We start from the raw sequence: 17,905 nt of genomic DNA, 5'->3' as shown, positions 1-17,905 counted from the left end.
TCTCCCACCGGTCGCGCAGGGGGGCGGCGCGGTTGTGGCGAGGCGGGCCGTTACGCCCGCAAGACGGGGCGCGGAAAGCCTTCGGCCGAAGCGTTTGGAAGCTTCGCAGTGGCGCTGTCGCACTGCAGCAACATTATGCGCCGAACGGTTTGAACTGATCGCCAAAGCGTGCCTCGGTTCGTCGCAACTGTAACATTTGGTTTCGACGCGCGACGAAGCGGATGATCGGCACGGTAGATGTTGCCGGATCAATACCGCGCAAAACGCAATGTTAATGACCGTCGCCCCGGTCGCTTGCTGCGAGTCGCTCCAGCTTGCAGCCTCTGATGTCGGCTATTTGCAGACTGTGTTCGCGTCCAGGAACGTCAAAACGTTTGTCAGGTGCGATCAGCTGGCGATGTATTTGGGGGCGGTCGGCTAGCGGCGTCGAGCCGCGAGCGACCGCTGCCCTTCTGTCACTCGTAGACCCACCGGCTCCAGCGCGCCACGCTGTGGTGGCTACAGTTGGACAACGCCACCGCACAGCCTTTGACACCCCAGTCCGATACGCACGAACGCGTGGCGTTGGCCTCGGCCTCTTCCTGGGTGCTGCCCGTATTGACGGTATCCTTGCCCTTGATCGCCACACCGTGATCGACCGCGCGCGCCACCGCCGCACATTGGTTGGTATAGGACAGCATCAGCTTGCACGCCGTGCCGCCGTTCGCCTCACAATTTTCGATGACGCCCTTCTGCGCCGATGACTTGGAGGGATATCGATAGCTGCCGTACCAAATGGCCTTGGCTTCATCATAGGCGAGCGCGCCAAAGGATCGATCCACGCGGATGTAATTCTTCAACACCGGCGTGGGCGGCTCGCAATTGGGGCTGCCTTGCGCCACGCCGTTGCAAATGAACACCGTCTGGACCTGCGCGACGGCCGATCGGGTGCCAAACAGCCACGCACCGGCAATCAGCAGACAGAGAACCAACGGAATCAGGATCGCTTTGGATTTCACGGAAGCATTCCCATCATCGGAGGACGAGGCAATCGCGGCGCATCGCGCGCGCTGGAAGGCCCGATCAGTTGCCCAGGAGGCCCTTGAGCGTGATCTTCTTCTTGCGCGGCGCCGCATCGTCTGCCGCGTTGTTCTCGACGGTAGCCTTGGGATTGCAGCGGTTGTTCCGATCAAGCGCATCGCCCACCGCATTCCCTGCCGCCGCGCCGCCGATCATGCCCATCGGGCTTCGTGCCGCCTTGCTTCCCAGCAGCGCGCCCACGCCAAGGCCAGCCACGGAACGGATACCACCCTGCGTTTTGCCGCAATCGGTAATGTCCTTGGATTTGGAGGTGTGCACCTTCGGTCCCGCCGCAGTGGTCGTGTCGGACTGTGCCTTGGTGGGCGTGGCGGCGTGCGTCGCGGATGCGATCAACAGGACGGTCGGCAACAGGATGGTGGATACGCGCATGTTACGATCCTTTTTGAACGGCGTTCCCCGACGCCGCAGGACATTGCCTATCCCTAAAATAACCAATGTTCAATAAAGAAGTGTCGCTCTATTTTCGGCCTTTCCAGGTCAGCACGCGGTCTAATTGTCCGTCGGGCGCTGCAAACCGCTTGCAGGCGGCGTCATTGATCTCATCGGCGATGTCGACCGACTGGAATGCGCCATGCACCACCCCCTCGAGATAGGCTGCAGCAAAAGCCTGGTCCTTCGGGGCGAGTTGGGAACGCTCGTCGTCCAGCATCGCCTCCGCATTAGCCCGGATTTTGGCCTCGTCCTCGTCGGACAAAAGATGGCACAGCCGGCCAATGACGGCGCGGCGCTTCACGCGCACGGCGATCACCGCCGCGCCCTTGAACGCCTGCAGGTTCAGCGATGCAAGATCCGGCGTTGCAGGCGCGGGCTCAGCGGAAACGGGCGTGACCGACACGGCAAAGACAAGGACCAAAGCGCAGGCAGCGACGGCCGTCGATCGCCCTGCCGGCAAGCGCCTCAGCAGCATCTTATGCGTCATTGGAAAGATATTCCTGCAACCAGGCGCGCAGCACATCATTGCACGTGCGATAATGGGCGATGCGGCAGGTCTCAAAGGCAGGCCCTACGGACTTGCCGCTCCCCAGTAGGTGATCGACGAGCACGCAGTGCGTGGTCGAATAGGTGATCCACGCTGCCTGCGCCCGCATCAGCGCCGCCGCGGCAGCCGGATAATCGGTGGAGGGCGGGCCGGGTCGCTTCAAACGCGCCGTCACACCGTCCAGTAAAACCGCCTGCTCCGCCTCCAGCCGCTGGCGCTCCTGATGATGCAATTCCGTTTGGGGACGATCGCGGGCCTGTGGGCCACCGCCAGCACGCGTCTTTGATAGCAGCGCGCGGAGCTCCGCATTGCGGGCGGTGTCATGGTCGATCATGCAGGTCGCGCCCGCCAGTCCCGCGGCGTTGCCCGCGCCAAATACATAGTCCATGATTTCGCAATCGGCGTCGCGATAGTCGGTCCAGGCGGATTGCGCCTTTGCCAGAACAGCCATCTCCCGCGGATACTCCGTCACGGCAAGGCCGGGCCGCCGTAGCCGGGCGGCATTCCGCTGGATCAGCAGCCGCTGCTCCTTCTCCAGTCGGGCTTGCTCGGCCGAATAGCAGGTCGCATCCTCCAGCATTGCGCCGCTCTCCTTCAGGCAGCGACCAAACTGGCCCCCGGCCTCCGCCTTCTGGGATGGCGCCGTGGAGGCCAGAGCAAGGGCAAAGAGTGACAGCGCAATGGCCACGGGCAAGCATCCTATATGCGGATTGAGGTCGGCCGGGCGCGTGCTGCCCCGGTCGGAACTTTGGTCGACGCCGGAACGGAACAGACCGTCATTGCAAGGCCGCAGGTGCGCTGAAACCAGGCGCGCGACGGCCATCGCGGCAAACGCGCGCGCACGCCGCGCGGGATGCGCAGACGATAGTCCGCCAGAACCCAATTCCCCGAGCAGCCGACCACCGCCTCGACCCAGCCTGTGTCGCTCAGTGGCTCGCCCCCGAGGTCCACCAGCTTTTTGCTGCGGACATCCGGTTTCGCATAACCCTCGGACGATTCGATGCGGAGCCCGGCGGCGCCCTCGATCCAGCCTTCGCCGCCGAAAACCGCGCGGGCCTGCGCGCCGTTGCGGGCATCGCTGCTATGGGCGATCTTCAGCCAGCCCGCGCGCGCACCGATGATGGAGATGTGGACGGGAAATTGCGCGCCACGCGCCGATGCGGTTGGCAGCACGCCAACGATGCGCGCGTCCGCCCGCGGCTTCGCGCGAACCGACAGGAGCTGGCGGTCCGCAACCGCGACCCAGCCTTGCAAGGTGCACTTTGTTTCCTGTGCGGGCGGTGCAAGCCTTGCTGCCGCCGGGGCAGCCGCAGGCTGGAACGCCATCCCCAATAGAGCGAGCGACAAGACGCTCCTGCCGATGATCCGGTCCGTCGTGATCAATGCGGACGGATCGTCGCTCATCCCGCAGCACCGTCCACCACAATTTCATAGATGGTCGAGCGGTCCGGGCCCTCGTAGATGTGCAGGAACACCCAGCTTCCACCGCGTTGGGCGACGATGACACGCATGCGGTCCCCGAACAGCCCATCGGCGAATCCGGTCGGTGAGACCCTGCCCGAGTTGAAGACGAGTTTCCCCATATCGCCGCCGCACGCTTGCTCACCGGCACAGGTGAAGACGAAGCGAAATCCCGCACGTTGCAACAGCGCTTCATAATAGCGCCCGATCTGCAGCGTCGCCGTCGCGGGGCTTACGACATAGTCGATATGCGTGACGGTCCCTTCCATCAGGCGGACGCCGGTGGTCGCGTCCGCGTCGCCGATCCGGGCGACCGGTATGGTGACCTGATCGACCGATGGCGCGCGATACGCACGGATCTCGGCGCCCTCGTACCGGGGCAGCAGCGGATGATCCTCACCCGCGACTTCCGCCCCTGCCTGGGTCGCCATCACGATCGCCGCAAGGGCCGTCCAGCCGAAACGCAACATCTCTCTTCTCCCGCGGTTCGTCGGTAACGCAGACCGCATCGCTACCATCCCCCCATAATGCCTTCAATAAAAATATAGACGCCGTTCAATTTCTTGCTACTCTGTGTCTGGCAAGTGGAGCGAGACATGACCGACCAGCCGTCAAGCGCGATCGATCGAACTGCCGAATGGCCTCAACGCGTGTGGGCGCTCTGTGCGGCGGGCGCCCTGATCGGCGTAGCGATCCAGGTCCTGCTTGACCGTGCCGGGCCCGCCAGCGGGTGGCGTGACGCCTGTTACGCGCTCGCGACGTGTCTCGCCGTAACCGGGATCATCGCGGCTTTCGTTGTTCAGCGGCAGGCGATCGTTCGCGCACTTGGCTTTGCGCTTATCGTCGGCGTTGTCCTCGGCTTGATCGTCTGGTGGAACATCCCGGCCACGCCGCTCTATTCGGCCGATCACTGGCGCTTTCTGTGCGCCGTTTTGGCGGCCGCGATTGCCGTTCCGCTGTTCCAGGGCTGGCGGGACGGATCGCCGCGCTGGCCCTACGCCGACGTCCATCTCTACGCCTGGAGCGGCGTCGTTCTGTGGTGCGGCGCGTGGCTCTTCGTCGCCGTCGTGTGGGCGCTGGCTTTATTACTGGGCCAATTGTTCGGCTTGATCGGGCTCGACTTCCTGCGCCGGCTCCTCGGCCGCGATCCCGTCATCTGGGCGCTGACCGGTGCCGCCTTCGGCGCCGGCGTCGGCCTGTTGCGCGATCGCGCTGCGATGTTGGGCCTGTTGCAGCGGGTCGTCATGACGATTCTCGCAGTGCTGGCACCTGTGCTTGCGGTAGGGCTGCTGCTGTTTCTCGCGGCGCTTCCCTTCACCGGCCTCGCACCCTTGTGGGACGCGACGCGTGCGACAACTCCGATCCTGCTCGGTTGCGTCGTCGGCGCGCTGGTGCTGGTGAACGCGGTCATCGGCGACATACCGGAACATGATCCGCGCCAGGCCATTTTGCGCGTGAGCGTGATGATCCTGAGCGGGGCGATGTTGCCGCTCGCCGTGATTGCCGCAATCTCGACCGGCACCCGCATCCACCAGCATGGGCTGACGCCGGACCGGCTTTGGGCGCTGACCTTCACGGCGATCGCCTGCGCCTATGCGCTGGCCTATGCGGTCGTACTCGTGCGGCGCCGGGCAGGATTGGCCCCGGGATTGCGCGACGCCAATTTGCGCCTGGCGATCGGGATGTGCGGGCTGGCGCTGGTGCTATCGACGCCGCTGGCGGCATTCGGGCGGCTGTCCGCGCACGATCAGGCCGCGCGCCTGGCCCGCGGGGTCGTCACGGCGGAACAGTTCGACTGGACGGCGATGCGCTTCGATTATGGACCGGCGGGCGTTGCCGTATTGCGCCGACTGGCCAAGGAAGGCGCCACCGCCGCCGTGCGCGCCGCCGCCAAGACCGCGTTGCAACGCCAGGAGCGCTGGTCGTCCGTCGTCGAGCCAAGGCGCGTCGATCTGAAGAACCTGATCGTCCTGCCCCGCGACGCCAAGCTGCCGCTCGCTTTGCAGGCGCGCCTGCCGGATTATGAAGCCTGTTTCAGCTATGACAATTGCGTCGTGATGCTGCAGCCGGGCGGTCAGGAAGCGGTGATCGTCAGCGGTCAGCGCGTGCAGCGGTGGCATGTGGTGGGCAAGAGATGGCAGGCGCAGCAGCTGCCCAATGCCAGCCTGACAGGTCCGGCAAAGGCTGCCCTGGATCGCGGCGATGTCGAGATCCGGACCGTGCCGCGCCGGCAAGTCTTTGTCGGGGGGCAGCCGATCGGTGAACCGTTCGAATGACGGTCTTCGTGGCGGCCCAATAGGGTCGCCTGGCTGATGCGTGCCTGAGATTGGCGCCGGCTCATTTCCGCGCGGGCATGCGCCCGCAACGGCCGGCTTATCCTCGGGCTTGTCCGTCTTCGGTCGCGGCGGCCATGGCCAGCGTATCGCGGACGCGGGCAAGCGCCATCTCGACCGGCTCTTCCTGACCCATCAACGTGAAGCTGCCGCTGAGATCGAAGACGCAATGGCCGTGGACCGATGCGAGCAGCGATCGGGTCAGCGTGGGTGCCTGTGCCTTCACCGCCTCCGGCAGCACTGCGGTCACCTCGTGCACGACGATGTGCGTCAATTCGCTGCGCAGCCAGTCATGCTCCTCCGGCATGACGAAGTCCGCCGGCAGATGATGGTCGTAAATGGCGAGCCAGAGATTGCGATTCGCATGCGCGAACTGGAAATAGCTCTCGACCAGGCACCGGATCCGATCGCCCTCGCAAGCGTCAAGCGCCGTCCGCAGATCCTTGGCCCAGAGCTGGAAGGTGCGCGTGTTCAGCGCGACCAGGAACCGATCATAAGTGCCGAAAACGTTATAGAGCGTGCCGATCGAATAGCCGATCCGCTTTGCCACTTCGCGTGCCGAAAAGCGCGCAAAGCCGACCTCCGCGAGATGCTTATGGCCCTCGACCACCAGCATGCGCTCGATCTCGGGACGCGAATGATCGGATCTTCTCCCCATTACAACGTCATAGCAGAAAATCGGGCCGCGTCGATTTCAACAATTGAGCGACGATCACAATTAAGTTACCTCCGCGCCGAGGAGAATGGTCATGGCTGTCCATAGGCGCATCGCTTGGCTCGCAATAGGCTGCACGATGTTCGGCGCATCCAGCGCGATCGCGAGCGGACAATTGCCGCCCTCGCAGATCGAAGACCGGAACCTGGAAAGCTTTCCGGCCTGTCGCGCTGCCCTGGAGACGATCTGGCGCAAGGATCTTGCCAAGGCCGATCCCAAGCCCATCCCGGCAGAAAAAGGCGAGCGTCAAACGCTGATCTACACGAAGGGCGTCGTCCCCATCGATGCCAATCATGCGGAATATGCGGTGGAGGAGGGGTGGCAGTTCCGCATCCCGTTGCCGGACGTCCATCAGATCCGCACCAGCTACAGCTACGATCAGCGTCGCTACGAATGCGTGGGCAACCATCTCAGCGGGACAAGCACGCAGGGCTATGCGCAGGAAGGCTATGCGCCAATGGAAGGGAAACCGCCCGCACAGTGACCATCTTGGCAGCCGCCCTGCGCGATCGTATCAGGATGGCCGCCCGCCGCCATGTCTCACGATGCGGGGCGATAGCGCTGCAGCCAGATCTTGCGCTTGATCGTCTCGTCCAGGAAGCAGCTGCTATAGATCAGGCCTGAGGCCGAGCCGCCGCCGGCCGAATTGGCCGCGTCCTGGCATCCTTTCTTACGCTGCTGCAGCCACCGGCGTTCGGACAGGCGCAACGCGGTCTTTTGCGCAGGCTGCAAACGGGCCATCGCTGTTCGATAGGCCCGGTTGAGGCGTTCGTCCTGACGGGTGTTTTCCAGCCCGTGGCAATCCATCATCGCAGACGTGACGCCGCCCGCCGCATCGCCGCTTTTCATGCAAGCGTCGAACGCGGGCGAATAGGCCGCATCGATCTCGGCGCGCGTCTGCCCGAACGCCGGTAAGGCCGCGGCCAGGGTGGCCGCAGCCAGACAGAATTTAAACATCCGTATCTCCGATGAAGGACGTGTGATCGTCAGGCGGTCCGGCGGCGTGGCGGGCTGCGGCATGTTTGGCTTTCAACTCCCGTAGAAAGCCGTGCAGCAATTCGGTCGACAGTCCATGCAAGACTAGTCGGAAACCCGCGCGAAGCGTCGAATGGGGAACCAGCGGATGGCCGTTCACGACCAGCGCGAGATGCTTTTCCTCGCCGGTCAGCCGCGCAACATACAGCCCGATCGTCTCGTCGAGCTGAAGCGAGTTGGTGGCGCGCCAGAAATCGCGGTCAGTGAGAAACAGGGCATAAGCGGGCGTGTACAGTTCGATCGCCGTCTGCAGATCGATCATGTTGAAGCGGCCCTTCGGCAGCGGATCCAGCACGACCTCATCCTCGATCGCCGAGAAATCGAGCGTCTCCACCCGCCACACGCGCGCGCCCCGCCGGTCGAGCTCGGCATTCAGCGCGATCAGGAAATTGTAGATGTTGAGATCATGGCGCAGGAACAGGTCGTCCTTCACGTCATCGATCGTACGCGGCCGCATCGGCCAAAGCTCTGGCTGAAAGCCCGGCGTGGCATTGTCCGCGATGAAGCGCAGGATCTGGGAGCCGAGATGGAAATGGCGCAGGATCAGGCGGTTGGCGTCCGGTGTCAGAAAGTGCCGCATGCCATAGGCGATCGTGCGGTGGAGGAATTTCGGCGCGTGGGGCCAATGCGGGCTGATCGTATGCAGCAATTGCGCCGCGATGATCGACAGTCGAGCAATCGGCCGAACGAAAGGGAGCAGGAACTGGCGGCTTGGCGATCGCTGGTCGCGCAGCAGCGCCAGCTTGGCATGCGGATCGATCGGCAGCGATCGGTCCATCATCAACGCCAACCACGGATCCGGATCGTTGCGATCCCAATCTTCGAGCCGGAGACCCTCAGACATTGTCGAGCTCCTCCAGCTGCAGCCGGTACAAGCGTGCCGTGACCTTTGCGTGGCGCACGATGCTGTCGGCGGTCGCGGCATCGGTCACGGCCAGCGCCAAAGCGTCATCGAACATGGTCAGATGGTCGACGTCATTCTCGCCATGATAGGAAAGAAAGCTGACCGCATCCTCGTCCAGAGTCAGTTGCGTGCGGATCAAAGCCGCCCACGGTCCGGCCAAACGGTTACCGAGGCCTTCGATCACGAACATAGCACCCAGCAGGCCGACGGGTTCGTTTTGCGAGGCGGCATGGAACATGAAGGCCGACAAGGCTTCCGAACCGATATTCTTCGTGCCGCTCCGGATGTGCGCCCGATCACCGCCGACGGCGACATAATTGTCTTCCAGCAGGCGATAGTCGCGATGTTCGGCCGCGGCGTGGCGGATGAACAAGGATCGCAATTCTTCGTGGGACAAGTTGGAGGCGGCCCGGCTGATCCAGCGCCCGCCGTCCACCACCTGCTGGCGCAGATTGAACAACAGGCTGCGATAATCCTCGATCCGCAACCGCCCCGACATCAGCCGCGCGATGATCGGCACCTGGGTCAGGCCCGATTCGAAATCGATCCATGCACGGGCCAGGCCGCGGTGGGTTGCCTCGACATGGACGCTCACTGCTTTTCTCCCACGACGGTCAGCATCGCATAGGCCATGATGCATTGCCCGCTTTCGGGCACGGCGCACAATATGCGCTGCCCCGGCGTCAACGCACCGGAACGCAGCAGGTCGTCGATCATCAAGAAGGGCGATGCCGCGCCGACATTGCCCTTATCGTACAGATTGGTGAACCATCGCTCGGCCGGGATCATGCAGCCCGCCCGCGTTGCGAGCCGCGTCATCTCCTCGCGCAGCACATGCGCCGAGAAATGGCACAGGAACCAATCGACCTCCTCGGGGACAACCCGCTTTTCGTCGATCAGCCGCATCAACTCCGCCAGCCACACCGGCAGCATGCGATGGAGCGCTTCGACGTCCTGCCGCAGCTGGAACGCGCCCGCCTGGGCCGCCTTGTGAATATCGCCGATCAAGCTCCATGGCACCAGCGCGCCATCGGCTTTCCGGACTGCCCCGCCCGTCATGCACGGCGCGAACCGGTCGGCAAAAGAACGCTGCGAAATCCAATCGATCCTAAGCGACAATCCGCGCGCGGACGGACGGTCTTCGATCAGCAGAGCCGCGGCCCCGTCACTGAGCGTCCAGCGCAGGAATTCGGCATCCCCCGGCAGCGTATCGTCGTCCGCCAAAGTGTCGGTACCGCGATATTGGCCGGGCTGGAAATACCGGCTGGCAAACTCGGCGCCCACGGTCAGCGCCGCACGATGCTCGCCTGCCGCAACCTGCAACGCGGCCGCTTTCAGCGCCATCATCGAACTGGCGCACACGCTTTGCAGGCTTGCCACTTCCAGGGGCGCCAGTCCGCTTTCGGCCTGCACGCCGCTCGCGAGCCCAGGTACCATCAGGTCATTCTGGGTCGTGGCCGTCGCAAGGAAGCCGATTGCCGCCCGGTCCAGCTCTGCCCGACTCAGCAGGTCCGCAATGGCCGCAGCGCCCAGCTTCGCCACCGTCCAGCGGCTATTGCCCTCGGCATCGATCGCATAATGCCGGCTCCGGATCCCGTTACGCCGAAGCATCAGCTGGCCCATCCTCCGCGCGCGCGGCGATATCCGGCCGATATGCGCTTCCATTTCCGCATTCCCGACGGCGGCTCCTGGCAGGAACTGCCCGCTGCCGGTGACATAGGCGTCCATCCGTCGCTCCTCCGTACGGCGCGATCAGCACCCGGATGGCGGCCTGTAGAGTAGAATTGATCAACGCTCAATACGCATGCGGTGGCGTGCGGCCGATTGAATGCCCTGTTGGTGCTTCGTTCGGTTAACCGCCATAGGGGGCCGCATGTCCGCACATGCCTCCAGGGCCACACTGTTTGCCGCGCTTGCTGCCAATGCCGGGATCGCCGTCGCGAAATTCGCCGGTGCGGCGTACACGGGTTCCTCGGCAATGGCATCCGAAGGCATCCACAGCCTGGTCGATACAGGTAACCAGGTGCTGCTGCTGTTCGGGATGAAGGATGCCAGCCGTCCGCCCGACGCCTCCCATCCGTTCGGATATGGGCTGCGGCTCTATTTCTGGGGATTCGTCGTCGCCGTGGCGGTTTTTGCCCTGGGCGCGGGTGTGGCCATATATGAAGGCGCGGAAAAGGTCGCACATCCGGGGCCGATCCATAGCGCCTGGGTCAATGTCGTCATTCTGCTGGTGGCGATCCTGCTGGAAGGCTCGTCGCTGGCGGTGGCGCTGCGCCACGTTCACCACGAAGCGCGGCGCCGTGGCCTGTCCATGCGGGAAACGCTGCGCCGCCATCGCGATCCGACCGTGTTTGCCGTCGTGTATGAGGAAACGGCGGCACTGGCCGGCCTGTTTGCGGCACTGACCGGCATCGGACTGGCTGAGCTGCTGGACATGCCGGTCCTGGATGGCTGGACGTCGATCGCGATCGGCGTGATCCTGGCGATCACCGCGCTCAGCCTGGCCCGGCGCTGCTACGTCCTCATGACCGGGCAGGCGGCCGATCCGGCCATCGAGGACCGGCTCCGGGAAATCCTCGCCCGGGTCAAGCCGATCGAGCACGTCAACGAGGTCCGCACGATGCATTTCGGACCATCCGACGTGCTCGTGCTGGTGTCGGCCGATTTCGATGACGAGACGCTCGCGGGAACCGTCGAGCGCATTGTGTCGGATGTCGAAGATGGCATCCGGGAAGAATTTCCCGAGGTGCGGCGCGTCTATATCGAGGCGCAGTCCAGCGACCGTCACCGCGATGCCCTGCAGGATATCGGGGAGGATTTCGACGCGCTCGAGCGGGCCGAGGGCGAGCTGGTCGATCGGGATGGCGCGGTTGCGTGACATCGGCGATGCCCGCGCCGCAATTCCCTATTGCACACGGACATATGGAATAAAGCGCGCGCCGCCTCGTATGTGAGTCATGAAGTGGCGCGATCTTGTCGATGCAACTAAGCATGCTGTTGCTCGGCCAATACGGGCTTGGCCGGCCGGCGCGCAGACGCCCGATCGCAGGCGGGCAACGGTGCCTGCATGGTGATCGATTTTGATCTGGGCGGGCCGCAGCGCCTCGATGCGGACGTCGCCATCATCGGCGCCGGGGCAGCGGGGCTGACGATGGCGCGCCGGCTCCTCGATGGAGGTTTGTCCGTCATCCTGCTGGAAAGCGGCGGACTGGATTATGAAAAGGCCACGGCCGACCTGAATGTCGGGGAGAATGTGGGCCAGGATTATTACGATCTGGATCATGCCCGCCTGCGTTTTTTCGGCGGCACGACCGCGATCTGGGGCGGCCGGTGCGCCGAGCTGGATCCGATCGACTTCGAACGGAGGGCCTGGGTCCCGCACTCCGGCTGGCCATTTTCCCATGCGGAGCTCCAGCCATATTACCGGCAGGCCTGGGCCTCGTTCGGGCTGCAGCCGCCGAGCTCCGCCGATCTCCGGGACGTCTTGCCCGCTTTCTCGAACGATGAGCTGGTCACCCCGATCTGGTCGTTCGACAATCAGGGCGATCGTTTCTCCTTCGCGCGCAGCAAGGATCTGGCGCGGCATCCCAATGCCACCGTCGTCACCCATGCGACGGTGCGGGAGATCGTGTCGAACGCAGGTGGGCGCGATGTCGCGCGGCTGGAGGTCGTCAGCTTGCGCGGCCACCGTCTGCAAGTCAGGGCGCAAACCTATATCCTGGCTGCGGGCGGCATCGAAAATCCGCGGATATTGCTGGCGTCGCGCGGCGTGCATCCCGCCGGCATCGGGAACGACAATGATTTGGTCGGCCGCTTCTTCATGGAGCATCCTCATGCCCGGGGCGGACGGGTGGTGGACGGCGCCGCCTGGAAGCTGCTGTCCGCGTTCGGCAAGCGCAGGCATGGCGGGCACAATGTCGCTGCGCTGATCGCGCCATCGACCGCGCTGCAGTCCAAGGAAGGGCTGCTCAATACGTCGCTGACGATCGCTCCATCCCGCCCGGTGGAGGGCCGGCATGCCTGGGCGATGCGGGCGTATCTGCACGCCAAGCACCGCGCCGACCCGACCCGCGTCGGTCGCGCTTTGTGGAAGGGCGTAAAGCGCACGGTGCATGCCGCGCAGAAGGTCGTGGATCCGGTTCGTCCGTGTCTGCTGCACAAGACCGGGCAAGTCGATCTTGCGCTGTTCGTGCGCGCCGAACAGGCCCCCAATCCCGATAGCCGGGTCGCGCTGTCCCGCGACACGGACGCACTGGGCGTGCCGCGCGTCGCGCTCGACTGGCGCACCGTTCCGCTCGATGTCGACAGCGTGTCCGGTCTGGTATCGGCGGTCGGACGCGAACTGGCGCGGCTGCGCTGGGGCGACGTCGAGGCCGCGCCCTGGCTCAGGCATAAGGCGCGCGCGTGGGTTACCGATCCCCTGATCAGCACCCATCCCATTGGCGGCTATCATCACATGGGCACGACGCGCATGTCGACCGACGCCAAAACCGGTGTCACCGATGGCTTCGGCCGGGTCCATGGCATGGCCAATCTCTATGTCGCGGGCAGTTCGCTCTTCCCCACGTCTGGATGGGCCAACCCCACCCTGACATTGGTGGCGCTGGCGATGCGCACGGCCGACCATATCCTGGCCGACAAAAAGCGCTCGCCCGCGGCGACATATGAGGACGCTGCCTGAATCAAGGATCGTCGCTCGCCGCTTCACGCACGCGTGGAACGCCGCAGGGCCCGCCTGGCTGGTATCACCTTCGCGCGTTGTCCACCGGAGACGAAGTGGTTATCGCGCCGACCATGATTTTCCTGCCGCCCCTGTCATGAGCCTTCGACGTTCCGCCCGATCGGGCTGGGCAATATCCGCGCCCTTGTCCGTGTGTCTGATCCTGGCGGGATGCGGCGGCGGCTCGATCTCGCGGGGGCCGCATTCGGTTGCGCGCGCTCCCTCGGCCGGGCCGATGCCGTTGCAAAGCCAATCGGTACCGGACGATTTGGCGGCGCTGCGTAAGGTCGCGGTCGTGCCGCTAACCCCCGATCAAGCGGTCGATGCGCGGTACATCGGCAAGCGCATTCGCTGGGCCGGGAGCATCCATCACATAGCGCCATCCGAAACCGGCGCCTGCCTCACGCTGTCCTACATGCGGAGCGGCGACGATGGTGCGCCGCTATGGCAAGCGGCGGCGACCGATCAGAGTTTCAGGGCCTGCACCGTCGGCGCTTATGATCGTCAGCTCGTCAGCGATTTTACCACTGTCACGATCATCGGCAGGATATCGGGCAAGGCCGATGTCGGGATGGGGGGTGCGCACAGCACCGGCCCGGCGGTCGAAATCGAAAAACTCTTCCGTTGGTCCGATTGTCTATCGGGGGACACGAGCCCGGTCTGCAAGATTGGTTTCGTCACGCTAACCGTCCCATCCCGGGATTGAGCGTCGAAAAGAATGCCGGCGGCGGTTTCCGGGCAATCCGGGGTGACCGCCGCGAAGACGCGACACGATCACCCCGGCTGCGACGCCATCGGATCAGGCCTTAGCAAGGACGCCCGTCGCTGCGATCGATCGAGCGACCCAGCAGACCGCCACCCGCGGCGCCGAGCACGGCACCCAAGGTCTTGTCGCCACGACCGGCGACCGCGTTGCCGAGCAAACCGCCTGCAATCGCGCCGATGGCAAGACCACCATTGCCCTTGTCATAGCAGCGATGCGAAGAGCCGTAATTGCTGCGGCGGTAATAATTGTCGCGGCCCTGATACTGGCGGTCGTAACCACCATTTCGATAGTCATATCCCTGATTGTAACCATCGCCATAATAAGGCCGGCGCGCCTCGGCGGGAGCCGCAGCTCCGGCAATAAGCGTGGCACCCAACAGCATCGTAGTTGCGATCTTCCCGAACATCACATCTCTCCTTCTCTGTACATGGAAGGTAGAGAATCGATCATGGAAACTTGCTGAACCATGCCGTTAGCGACGGTTCATCCGGGCCCCCGATGCCAGAGCTTGGCCATCTGCGGCGTAAGGACACGATGCGTCCTGCATGGGCGGAAGCGACGGTTATCGGCGTGTCAGACGATCTGCACGTCGGCGGTCAGCATATATCCCACGCCGCGTGCGGTTTGGATCAGCGCGGGGCTGCGGGCTTCGTCACCCAGTTTGCGTCGCAATCGCAGGACGCGCACATTCATGCTATTGTCGCTCACATCCTCATGGATCCGCGTGGCTTGCAATAAATGCTCGCGCGAAAGCGGCGTGCGGGGGGCGATGACAAACGCACTCAGCAGCGCGAATTCGCCTTTGGTCAACCATATGTCCGCGCCGGAAGGGTCCGTAAGCCGGCGCGCGCGCTGGTCCAGCACCCAACCGGCAAAGCGATAGCGCTGCCAATCGCGCCGCATCGGGTTCAGCATGTCCATGGTTCGCCGTCGCAACAGCGCACGAACATGCGCCAGCAGCTCCGGAACGGTGAAGGGCCGCGCCATCACATCGTCGGCACCCGCTTCCAGCGCGTCGATCCAGTCGATCTCACCGCAGCCGTGCCCAGCCAGCAGGATGACCGGTAACACGCTGCGGCCGCGCAGGTCGCGGAGCAGATCGAGCGCGTCGTCACCGTCATGAACGACGATCATGACCAGATCGGGCCGGCGAGACACCAATGCCCGGACGAGGGACTGCGCGGTGCGGACGACGGTCGCGCGCACATGGCCGTGCAGGCCATCGGCAATCATGTGCTGCATCATTGCCTTCTGGTCGAGGATCAGGACGCTGGGCAATTTCCTCGTCAGGCTGTCCCGGCCGATATCCAATACGCCCATCTTCTACTCTGCGACCTTCCAAGGGGGATCCGCACGCGACATGCAGCTCGATCGACTGCGCAGCATGCGTCCCATGCTCGTGCGTTTCATCGGTAACGCTCTCTCAACGCGATCTAGGGATGGGGCAGAAGATGCGCGAGCAGGACGCATGTCATTGCGACATGAGCAATTCTCAGCTGGCGCCCATCGATGCTCAGCGATTACTGCAAACAGGATTCTTGACAAAGCAGTCCATAACCCTATCTGAAGGTTATGGCGAGACCACGCGAATTCGACCGAGACGAAGCCCTGGAAAAGGCGATCAACGTCTTTTGGGCACAGGGTTTCGCGGCGACCACGACCGATGATCTGCGTGACGCCATGGGCATTGGCCGGCAGAGTTTTTACAACACGTTCGGGGATAAGCGGCAGGTCTATCTGGAAGCGCTGCGCGCCTATCAGCGTCGGTCTACCAGCGCGCAACTGGCACGACTGACCTCGCCGGACTCGCCGATTGCCGGCCTTCGTGATCTTCTGGTGGGGCTTGTTCCCGAAGACGATGCGCGCCGGGGGCTTGGATGCATGGGTATCGGCTCGGTCATCGAGTTCGGATCCAGCGACGCCGAGCTGGTCGAAATGCGCGACAAGGTCGGTCCGGTCCTTGGCGGCGGGCTCATCGAGCGTATCCGCGACGGGCAGGCACGGGGCGAGATCGACGCGTCGCTCGATCCCGCCGAAACGGCGGCCTATATTCAGGTGTCGATGAGCGGACTGCAGACCGCCGCCCGGGCTGGCGCTGGCGCAAGCGAGCTCCAGCAGATCGCAAATTTCACCGTCGACCGCCTTCGGGCCAGATAGGGCTGCTCCCTAAGAAATGAAGAACCTGGCTGCGCCAGCAAATGCCGATCTGCGGCAAGTTATGGACAACAATGTCCAGAAGGAGAATGAAAATGCGTGAAGCTTCGAACAAGGTCGCGTTGGTCTTTGGTGGCGCGCGTGGCATTGGCGCCGCCGCCGTTGCACGGCTTGCCCAGGACGGATTTGCCGTCGCGTTCACCTATGTTTCGCGCGATGACAAAGCCCAGGCGCTGGTCACCGCTGTCGCCGCGGGCGGTGGCCAGGCGCTCGCCATCAAGGCGGACAGCTCCGATGTCGATCAGATCCGGGATGCCGTCGCGCAGACCGTGGCGACATTTGGCAAGATCAACACGGTCGTGGTCAATGCCGGCATCTTCACCATGGGCACCATTGACGTCGCGACCGTCGCGCAGCTGGACCAGATCCTGAACATCAATGTCCGCGGCGTGTTCCTCGCCATCCAGGCGGCGGCTGCGCAGATGACCGACGGGGGCCGTGTGATCACAATCGGCAGCAACGTCGTGCATCGCACCGGCACGCCCGGCGCCAGCATGTATCAGTTCAGCAAGGCCGCGGTCGCGTCGATGGTGAAGGGGCTCGCGCTCGATCTGGCGCCGCGTCGGATCACCGTGAACAACGTCCAGCCCGGGCCGACCAATACCGACATCAACGCCGCCTATCTCGAAGCCCTGGCGGAAAAGAGCCCGCTGAAGCGTGTGGCCGAGCCCTCGGAAATCGCCGGCCTGATTTCCTATATGGCAAGCGCGGACGCCGGCTACATGACCGGAGCCAGCGTCACGATTGACGGCGGCTACACGCTTTAAGTCGCGGCTATATAGCGGCAGCTCACAAGCGATAACGCGTGTCACACATATCGGCATCGTACATCCGGGCACGACGTCGCCGGCCAATGCGGTCAAGCGGGCGGCGTGCACGCCGCGGCGTCACGCTGGGAGGGGCAAATGACCTTTGTGAACATCGCCGATTTCATGACACAGGCGCAGGCCGCGCGCGTTCTGATCGTCGACGATGACCCCGCCGTGCGGCATATGCTGGTCACCTATCTGACCGAGCATAATATCCGCGCATCGGCCGTCGGCGGTCGGAAAGCATTGATGCATGCGCTCGCCGTTCGCGAGCCGGACCTGGTGATCCTCGACCCCCATCTCGGGGACGAGAACGGGCTGGGCATTCTCCAGGACGTGCGCGCCAGGAGTGTCGTGCCGGTCATCCTCATCGCCCAAGATCGCAACGACGAGACGGATCGCGTGAGTGCTCTGGAACTGGGCGCCGATGACTATCTGACGAAGCCCCTCGGTCTGCGCGAATTGCTCGCCCGCATTCGCGCCACGTTGCGCCGCCGGACCATGGATCGGCGCAGCCCGGCGAAACAGCGCGAAGCCATCTTCCGTTTCGCCGGTTGGTCGTTCGATCAACGACAACGGGAGCTCACTTCGCCGGCCGGCGACGCGGTCTCTTTGACCAAAAGCGAATTCGCGCTGCTCAGCGCCTTGGTGCAAGCGCCCCAGCGGCCGCTGTCGCGCGAGCATCTTCTGCAGGCGACGCGGGTTCACGAGGACGTGCTCGATCGCAGCATCGACGTGCAGATCGTACGTCTGCGGCGCAAGCTCGAACGGGACCCGCACGCCCCCAGGTTTATTCGGACCGTGCGGGGAGTCGGCTACCGGTTCGATGTCGGCGTAGACGTCCTATAGGGGCTAATCTCTCTACCCGCAGGAGGGGCGCGTAAGC

21 protein-coding genes are annotated in these 17,905 nt (G+C 64.0%); 8 read left to right on the top strand and 13 right to left on the bottom strand.

Annotated elements, in window-relative coordinates:
• Positions 1-455: 455 nt before the first annotated feature.
• The 6 genes from ACSBM8_RS17945 to ACSBM8_RS17920 form a co-directional block, all read right to left on the bottom strand.
• Positions 456-998 carry a DUF4189 domain-containing protein gene (locus ACSBM8_RS17945; protein WP_442679353.1) on the bottom strand — a complete coding sequence of 181 codons (543 nt, stop codon included), beginning with the start codon at positions 996-998 and terminating at the stop codon, positions 456-458.
• 64 nt (positions 999-1,062) lie between these two features.
• Positions 1,063-1,449 carry a hypothetical protein gene (locus tag ACSBM8_RS17940; RefSeq protein WP_442679352.1) on the bottom strand — a complete coding sequence of 129 codons (387 nt, stop codon included), beginning with the start codon at positions 1,447-1,449 and terminating at the stop codon, positions 1,063-1,065.
• Positions 1,450-1,537: 88 nt separating this feature from the next.
• The gene (locus ACSBM8_RS17935; protein ID WP_442679351.1) at positions 1,538-1,915 is read right to left on the bottom strand and encodes a hypothetical protein; all 378 of its coding nucleotides are present in this window, start codon (positions 1,913-1,915) and stop codon (positions 1,538-1,540) included.
• 73 nt (positions 1,916-1,988) lie between these two features.
• Positions 1,989-2,747, bottom strand: a complete 759-nt coding sequence (locus ACSBM8_RS17930) for a lysozyme inhibitor LprI family protein (RefSeq protein ID WP_442679350.1) — start codon at positions 2,745-2,747, stop codon at positions 1,989-1,991.
• Positions 2,748-2,758: 11 nt separating this feature from the next.
• Positions 2,759-3,463 carry a hypothetical protein gene (locus tag ACSBM8_RS17925; protein ID WP_442679349.1) on the bottom strand — a complete coding sequence of 235 codons (705 nt, stop codon included), beginning with the start codon at positions 3,461-3,463 and terminating at the stop codon, positions 2,759-2,761.
• Positions 3,460-3,990 carry a hypothetical protein gene (locus tag ACSBM8_RS17920; RefSeq protein ID WP_442679348.1) on the bottom strand — a complete coding sequence of 177 codons (531 nt, stop codon included), beginning with the start codon at positions 3,988-3,990 and terminating at the stop codon, positions 3,460-3,462. Before ACSBM8_RS17920 ends, ACSBM8_RS17925 begins: the two co-directional genes overlap by 4 nt.
• Before the next feature lie 126 nt (positions 3,991-4,116).
• Between ACSBM8_RS17920 and ACSBM8_RS17915 the strand changes: the two genes are divergently transcribed.
• A complete protein-coding gene (locus tag ACSBM8_RS17915; protein ID WP_442679347.1) occupies positions 4,117-5,796 on the top strand; it encodes a DUF4153 domain-containing protein in 1,680 nt (559 codons plus the stop codon).
• A gap of 97 nt (positions 5,797-5,893) precedes the next feature.
• Here ACSBM8_RS17915 and ACSBM8_RS17910 read toward each other — a convergent pair whose 3' ends face one another.
• Entirely contained in the window at positions 5,894-6,511 is a 618-nt protein-coding gene (locus ACSBM8_RS17910) for a TetR/AcrR family transcriptional regulator (RefSeq protein WP_442679346.1), read from the bottom strand.
• A gap of 91 nt (positions 6,512-6,602) precedes the next feature.
• On the opposite strand from ACSBM8_RS17910, the gene ACSBM8_RS17905 reads away from it, so the two are divergent.
• A complete protein-coding gene (locus ACSBM8_RS17905) occupies positions 6,603-7,052 on the top strand; it encodes a hypothetical protein (RefSeq protein WP_442679345.1) in 450 nt (149 codons plus the stop codon).
• A gap of 56 nt (positions 7,053-7,108) precedes the next feature.
• Here the strand turns inward: ACSBM8_RS17905 and ACSBM8_RS17900 are convergent, their stop codons facing one another.
• The 4 genes from ACSBM8_RS17900 to ACSBM8_RS17885 are packed head-to-tail and all read right to left on the bottom strand — an operon-like array spanning position 7,109 to position 10,235.
• Positions 7,109-7,525 carry a lysozyme inhibitor LprI family protein gene (locus ACSBM8_RS17900; RefSeq protein ID WP_442679344.1) on the bottom strand — a complete coding sequence of 139 codons (417 nt, stop codon included), beginning with the start codon at positions 7,523-7,525 and terminating at the stop codon, positions 7,109-7,111.
• Complete coding sequence (locus tag ACSBM8_RS17895) at positions 7,518-8,447, bottom strand: DUF6999 family protein (protein ID WP_442679343.1); 930 nt, start codon at positions 8,445-8,447, stop codon at positions 7,518-7,520. Before ACSBM8_RS17895 ends, ACSBM8_RS17900 begins: the two co-directional genes overlap by 8 nt.
• Complete coding sequence (locus tag ACSBM8_RS17890; RefSeq protein WP_442679342.1) at positions 8,440-9,102, bottom strand: iron-containing redox enzyme family protein; 663 nt, start codon at positions 9,100-9,102, stop codon at positions 8,440-8,442. Before ACSBM8_RS17890 ends, ACSBM8_RS17895 begins: the two co-directional genes overlap by 8 nt.
• Positions 9,099-10,235, bottom strand: coding sequence for a 3-oxoacyl-[acyl-carrier-protein] synthase III C-terminal domain-containing protein (locus ACSBM8_RS17885; protein WP_442679341.1), 1,137 nt, complete (start codon positions 10,233-10,235; stop codon positions 9,099-9,101). Before ACSBM8_RS17885 ends, ACSBM8_RS17890 begins: the two co-directional genes overlap by 4 nt.
• A gap of 145 nt (positions 10,236-10,380) precedes the next feature.
• On the opposite strand from ACSBM8_RS17885, the gene ACSBM8_RS17880 reads away from it, so the two are divergent.
• The 3 genes from ACSBM8_RS17880 (at position 10,381) to ACSBM8_RS17870 (ending at position 13,936) form a co-directional block, all read left to right on the top strand.
• Entirely contained in the window at positions 10,381-11,388 is a 1,008-nt protein-coding gene (locus ACSBM8_RS17880) for a cation diffusion facilitator family transporter (protein WP_442679340.1), read from the top strand.
• A 189-nt stretch (positions 11,389-11,577) separates the two neighbouring features.
• Complete coding sequence (locus ACSBM8_RS17875) at positions 11,578-13,191, top strand: FAD-dependent oxidoreductase (RefSeq protein ID WP_442679339.1); 1,614 nt, start codon at positions 11,578-11,580, stop codon at positions 13,189-13,191.
• Positions 13,192-13,327: 136 nt separating this feature from the next.
• Complete coding sequence (locus ACSBM8_RS17870; RefSeq protein WP_442679338.1) at positions 13,328-13,936, top strand: Slp family lipoprotein; 609 nt, start codon at positions 13,328-13,330, stop codon at positions 13,934-13,936.
• Positions 13,937-14,036: 100 nt separating this feature from the next.
• Here the strand turns inward: ACSBM8_RS17870 and ACSBM8_RS17865 are convergent, their stop codons facing one another.
• Both ACSBM8_RS17865 and ACSBM8_RS17860 read right to left on the bottom strand, forming a co-directional pair.
• The gene (locus tag ACSBM8_RS17865) at positions 14,037-14,402 is read right to left on the bottom strand and encodes a glycine zipper 2TM domain-containing protein (protein WP_442679337.1); all 366 of its coding nucleotides are present in this window, start codon (positions 14,400-14,402) and stop codon (positions 14,037-14,039) included.
• Between the two features lie 167 nt (positions 14,403-14,569).
• Positions 14,570-15,316, bottom strand: a complete 747-nt coding sequence (locus tag ACSBM8_RS17860; RefSeq protein ID WP_442679336.1) for a winged helix-turn-helix domain-containing protein — start codon at positions 15,314-15,316, stop codon at positions 14,570-14,572.
• A gap of 252 nt (positions 15,317-15,568) precedes the next feature.
• On the opposite strand from ACSBM8_RS17860, the gene ACSBM8_RS17855 reads away from it, so the two are divergent.
• The 3 genes from ACSBM8_RS17855 to ACSBM8_RS17845 all read left to right on the top strand — a co-directional run bounded on the left by ACSBM8_RS17855 (position 15,569) and on the right by ACSBM8_RS17845 (position 17,868).
• On the top strand, positions 15,569-16,153 hold the full coding sequence (locus ACSBM8_RS17855) for a TetR/AcrR family transcriptional regulator (RefSeq protein WP_442679335.1): 585 nt from the start codon (positions 15,569-15,571) through the stop codon (positions 16,151-16,153).
• A 41-nt stretch (positions 16,154-16,194) separates the two neighbouring features.
• The gene (locus tag ACSBM8_RS17850) at positions 16,195-16,977 is read left to right on the top strand and encodes an SDR family oxidoreductase (protein ID WP_442679334.1); all 783 of its coding nucleotides are present in this window, start codon (positions 16,195-16,197) and stop codon (positions 16,975-16,977) included.
• Positions 16,978-17,115: 138 nt separating this feature from the next.
• Positions 17,116-17,868: a winged helix-turn-helix domain-containing protein gene (locus tag ACSBM8_RS17845; RefSeq protein WP_442679333.1), complete on the top strand. Its 753-nt coding sequence runs from the start codon at positions 17,116-17,118 to the stop codon at positions 17,866-17,868.
• Positions 17,869-17,905 lie beyond the last annotated feature (37 nt).

Source organism: Sphingomonas sp. ASY06-1R (assembly GCF_052180265.1).
Lineage (GTDB): Bacteria > Pseudomonadota > Alphaproteobacteria > Sphingomonadales > Sphingomonadaceae > Sphingomonas_I.
Note: the sequence above shows the minus strand (reverse complement) of the source record. Positions and strands in the feature narration are given on the sequence as shown.

Bases quoted from the DNA above. Each gene is read 5' to 3' on its own strand.
- ACSBM8_RS17885 (WP_442679341.1), bottom strand. From the start codon at position 10,235: ATGGACGCCTATGTCACCGGCAGCGGGCAGTTCCTGCCAGGAGCCGCC.
- ACSBM8_RS17875 (WP_442679339.1), top strand. From the start codon at position 11,578: ATGGTGATCGATTTTGATCTGGGCGGGCCGCAGCGCCTCGATGCGGAC.
- ACSBM8_RS17850 (WP_442679334.1), top strand. From the start codon at position 16,195: ATGCCGATCTGCGGCAAGTTATGGACAACAATGTCCAGAAGGAGAATG.
- ACSBM8_RS17905 (WP_442679345.1), top strand. From the start codon at position 6,603: ATGGCTGTCCATAGGCGCATCGCTTGGCTCGCAATAGGCTGCACGATG.
- ACSBM8_RS17900 (WP_442679344.1), bottom strand. From the start codon at position 7,525: ATGTTTAAATTCTGTCTGGCTGCGGCCACCCTGGCCGCGGCCTTACCG.
- ACSBM8_RS17895 (WP_442679343.1), bottom strand. From the start codon at position 8,447: ATGTCTGAGGGTCTCCGGCTCGAAGATTGGGATCGCAACGATCCGGAT.
- ACSBM8_RS17865 (WP_442679337.1), bottom strand. From the start codon at position 14,402: ATGTTCGGGAAGATCGCAACTACGATGCTGTTGGGTGCCACGCTTATT.
- ACSBM8_RS17880 (WP_442679340.1), top strand. From the start codon at position 10,381: ATGTCCGCACATGCCTCCAGGGCCACACTGTTTGCCGCGCTTGCTGCC.
- ACSBM8_RS17940 (WP_442679352.1), bottom strand. From the start codon at position 1,449: ATGCGCGTATCCACCATCCTGTTGCCGACCGTCCTGTTGATCGCATCC.
- ACSBM8_RS17915 (WP_442679347.1), top strand. From the start codon at position 4,117: ATGACCGACCAGCCGTCAAGCGCGATCGATCGAACTGCCGAATGGCCT.
- ACSBM8_RS17845 (WP_442679333.1), top strand. From the start codon at position 17,116: ATGACCTTTGTGAACATCGCCGATTTCATGACACAGGCGCAGGCCGCG.
- ACSBM8_RS17925 (WP_442679349.1), bottom strand. From the start codon at position 3,463: ATGAGCGACGATCCGTCCGCATTGATCACGACGGACCGGATCATCGGC.
- ACSBM8_RS17855 (WP_442679335.1), top strand. From the start codon at position 15,569: ATGGCGAGACCACGCGAATTCGACCGAGACGAAGCCCTGGAAAAGGCG.
- ACSBM8_RS17920 (WP_442679348.1), bottom strand. From the start codon at position 3,990: ATGTTGCGTTTCGGCTGGACGGCCCTTGCGGCGATCGTGATGGCGACC.
- ACSBM8_RS17910 (WP_442679346.1), bottom strand. From the start codon at position 6,511: ATGGGGAGAAGATCCGATCATTCGCGTCCCGAGATCGAGCGCATGCTG.
- ACSBM8_RS17860 (WP_442679336.1), bottom strand. From the start codon at position 15,316: ATGGGCGTATTGGATATCGGCCGGGACAGCCTGACGAGGAAATTGCCC.
- ACSBM8_RS17870 (WP_442679338.1), top strand. From the start codon at position 13,328: ATGAGCCTTCGACGTTCCGCCCGATCGGGCTGGGCAATATCCGCGCCC.